Here is a 3,540-nt window from a genome sequence, read left to right on the forward strand (position 1 = left end):
CTGAACGTCTTTTGATTGGTTTAACGGGTTTGCCATAGCGCTGAGTATAGTAGTTGTTAAGGTCCTTCCAGTCCCAGTCCTGATGATAATAGACAATCTTAGGAAGTTCATCCACTTTGAACTTTTGATATTTGGGAGAATGTGAGTCATCGAAAGCCCACTGTTTGAGCGGTATATATCTGCAGATGAAGTTAATAAGCCAGCAATTCTGTTGATAGAGTTGGTGGATGATTTCAAGTAAATAAAGTATAATGTTCATGAGCATTGAGTCCTTTTCGGAGATGTTGATTTGGTCGTTGACATTATACCAAAATGGGAGGTCAATGCTCTTTTTATTTTGAACTCCCGATAAATCAAGGTTTTAGAACTAAAAATGGGTAGTGAATTTGACACTACCTTTTTAGATGCAGGAGGTCAGATATGAGATTTCATGATGTACAGGATACAAGAAGGCCAGAGATTATAAAAAAGCAGAGAGATGAAGCTTTCCGCAGGAAATACGAATGGTGTATGGAAAAGCTGTCAGCCAGAAACAATAACAGACCGCTTGTTGTAAAAAGGCGATCCTTTTAAGATAAATCAATAAAAAGCCGAACAAATTTAAGTTATTTTTGTAAAAAGCAGAATATGTGATTATATTCAATTCTGCATTACGAGTATGCATTGCAAATTTGTATTGCAAATACTATAATATTATTATGAACAATATGGAATTTGAATGGGACGACGTTAAGGAAAAAAAGAACATAAGTAAGCACAAGATTGATTTTTCTACTGCAGCCCACGTATTTGCTGATGAATGTCGTATTGAGAAATATGATGGCAAACATAGTGAAAACGAGGATAGGTACAAGGTTATTGGTGCTATCAATGGACACTTGATGGTAATAGTTGTTTCATACACAATGAGAAATAATGGTAAGGTAATACGGATGATATCCGCCAGAAAAGCTGAAAAGGAAGAGAGGGCAGAGTATTATGGCTACTATTAAAAAAACAATAGATATTACTTCAAAACTTACAAAAGAACAGCTAAAAATGCTTAAAGAAGCTGAGAATACCCCTTATTCCTATGATGAGGATAACCCGCTTCTTACAAAAGAGGAACTTGCAAAGTTCAGTAGAGTTTCAGAGCGCATCCAGAAGGAGCGTGAAAGCAAGCGCAAAGAGAACGTGACATTAAGACTTTCACCCAATACAGTTAGAAAAGCAAAATCACTTGGTAAAGGTTATACCAAGATTCTTGCTCAGATCATAGAAGATGCTTTGAACGATCCTGATCTGATAAAGGGTTAATACAATATTTAATACTTCCCACAGCCTGACGACTGTGGGATTTTTATGCTCTTTCACATAGCCCCATTCTATAAATGCCAGTCTGCAAAAATTTTATTCACTATATGATAAAAAAATATTGACTATAAAGTAGGTTTATACCCCTATAATAGCGATAAAGAAACAGAAAGGAGCGCTAAATCATGACAATTAAAGACGTTGAGGAACAGCTTGGAATTGATCGCGCTAACATCAGATTTTATGAATCTAAGGGACTGATTAAACCTGCAAGAGAAAGTAATGGATATAGAGATTACTCTAATGAAGATATCGAGACACTAAAAAAAGTGATCATTTTACGGAAAATGGGATTTTCTATTGGTGATATATCCGAATTGCAGAATGGCAAGTCGGATCTTCAGGGACTTGTAGAAAACAACCTGAACTTGATTAACGAAAAAATGCAGGAATTAAATGGTTCGTTTTTACTATGCAAAGATATGCAGACAAGAAATGAAAACTATTCTAATCTGAGCATTGATTATTATTGGGACGAAATTAACAATAAGGAGCAATCCGGAATCAAATTCGAAGATATTATACGAGACAGCCTTGAGTATGAAAAGAATTTTTTCCTATCATCATATGGATGGAGTGAAAAAGGCCTATTAAGAACACTCTTTGATGATGAACCCCAGCCAAAGAAGAAAGGCATGTTAACCATGATTGTAGCAATAGTGGTTTTTATATGGTTTGCCATTATTTTGGGAATGATATCAAAAAATAACACAGGATTTTTTATGCCGGGATTCCTGGTTTTTGTAATTATTTTTTTACTTGAATCAGTTATTATGCACATATTCCGAAAACTGATGATAAAAAAGCCAGAGCAGAAGAAGTCTTTACTTATCAAACGAGGCATATGTGTCTTACTTGTAACTCCTCTGGTATTAGGTCTTTATTTTTCACTATATTTTCTTCCGGTAGCGAGTAAATATGAGGTTGAAAAGGAGAAAGAACTGGAAGAAAGCCTGAAGGAGCTTATGGGTAAGTCTTATGTAGAGATAAAGTCCAGTTCAGTAGATATGGATGAGGATGGCATAGATGATTTGACGGATATTGCTGACAATGCAGAGATAATGCTTATGGAAGACTGGTCCTACGGTTTGCATCAATATGATGGAGGATATCCGACTGAATGGATAGGGACAAGTGCAGATGTTGTAACCATGTCGCTGCGCGATGCCGGATATGATATACGTAAACAGGTAAATGAGGACATAATCGCTCATCCGGAGGCTTATTCTGTAGATACGCCAAACATAGACATGGATTTTCGTGATATCGATGTCCTAAATGTATTTTTTTCGAGAAACGCTATCAAAAAGACAACAGATCTTTCAGAATACGAAGATTGGCAACCCGGAGATATAGTATTCTTTTCTGATGAAATTGGTATCCTCTCATATAACCGCGATGAAAATGGTATTTTAAGTGTAATTTATCTGCCAAAGGAAGCTGATACAGTATGTGAATGGGATACTTTGGCTGAAAACGTTGATATTATTGCCCATTATAGGATTAGTGAATAAATATCATGAGTTATTCAAATAATGATCCTGCCGCTTCTGCAGCTTCATCAATCCTTGCTTCCTTATCTGATATGTAGTGCTTGGAAGTATCGATGGTACTGTGATGAAGAGCATCCTTTATTGCATAGATATCCTTGGTTTTTGAGTATACTTTTGTGGCGAAGGTTGCACGCATCTTATGAGGTGAAATGTTGTCAGGAAGCCCAGCTTTTTCACAATATTTTTCCAGCATTTTCTGTATGGCATTTACGGACATACGGGTTCCTCTGGTTGAGATGAAAAGAGCATTTTCCCTTGAAGAGCCCACCAACTGAGGTCTTGATTTTATCAAATAGTCGGTTATTGCATCATAAACTGGGGTAATAACGCGTACTTTGTCTTCATCGCCACCTTTTCTTACAATACGCAGATATATTTTTGTTTTATCAGTTTTGTCGATATCGGAAATGTTAAGCCCGACAAGTTCGGAAATACGCATACCGGTTCCAAGCAAAGTCATCATTATCGCAAGATCTCTTGAAACCATGCGCTCATTGTATTTAACTGCATGCTCAGACATTTTATCCTGACTTTTGATAGCGTTTAAAAGCGCCGATACCTGAGAATCTGAAAGCTTTATTACATCATGTGCTTTAATCTTTGGGCCTTCTGTCAGAGCTGTCGGATTTTTAGT

The 3,540-nt window shown here is 36.6% G+C and carries 5 protein-coding genes and 1 pseudogene; 4 read left to right on the forward strand and 2 right to left on the reverse strand.

Annotated elements, in window-relative coordinates; genetic code table 11:
- A pseudogene (locus G602_RS27240) lies at nt 1-259 on the reverse strand (transposase); the annotation flags it as partial.
- 161 nt (nt 260-420) lie between these two features.
- On the opposite strand from G602_RS27240, the gene G602_RS30670 reads away from it, so the two are divergent.
- The 4 genes from G602_RS30670 to G602_RS31110 all read left to right on the forward strand — a co-directional run bounded on the left by G602_RS30670 (nt 421) and on the right by G602_RS31110 (nt 2,867).
- Nucleotides 421-573, forward strand: a complete 153-nt coding sequence (locus G602_RS30670) for a hypothetical protein (RefSeq protein ID WP_155829976.1) — start codon at nt 421-423, stop codon at nt 571-573.
- Nucleotides 574-698: 125 nt separating this feature from the next.
- Complete coding sequence (locus G602_RS0116990) at nt 699-992, forward strand: BrnT family toxin (protein ID WP_044932618.1); 294 nt, start codon at nt 699-701, stop codon at nt 990-992.
- Nucleotides 979-1,296, forward strand: coding sequence for a BrnA antitoxin family protein (locus G602_RS0116995; protein ID WP_026660017.1), 318 nt, complete (start codon nt 979-981; stop codon nt 1,294-1,296). Before G602_RS0116990 ends, G602_RS0116995 begins: the two co-directional genes overlap by 14 nt.
- A gap of 182 nt (nt 1,297-1,478) precedes the next feature.
- Nucleotides 1,479-2,867 carry a DUF1287 domain-containing protein gene (locus tag G602_RS31110; protein ID WP_049945302.1) on the forward strand — a complete coding sequence of 463 codons (1,389 nt, stop codon included), beginning with the start codon at nt 1,479-1,481 and terminating at the stop codon, nt 2,865-2,867.
- Nucleotides 2,868-2,877: 10 nt separating this feature from the next.
- Here the strand turns inward: G602_RS31110 and G602_RS0117005 are convergent.
- On the reverse strand, nt 2,878-3,540 hold a 663-nt coding region (locus G602_RS0117005; protein WP_026660018.1), incomplete at its 5' end, for a tyrosine-type recombinase/integrase.

Origin of the sequence: Butyrivibrio sp. AC2005 (assembly GCF_000424145.1) — a bacterium.
In the GTDB taxonomy this organism is placed as follows: domain Bacteria; phylum Bacillota; class Clostridia; order Lachnospirales; family Lachnospiraceae; genus Butyrivibrio.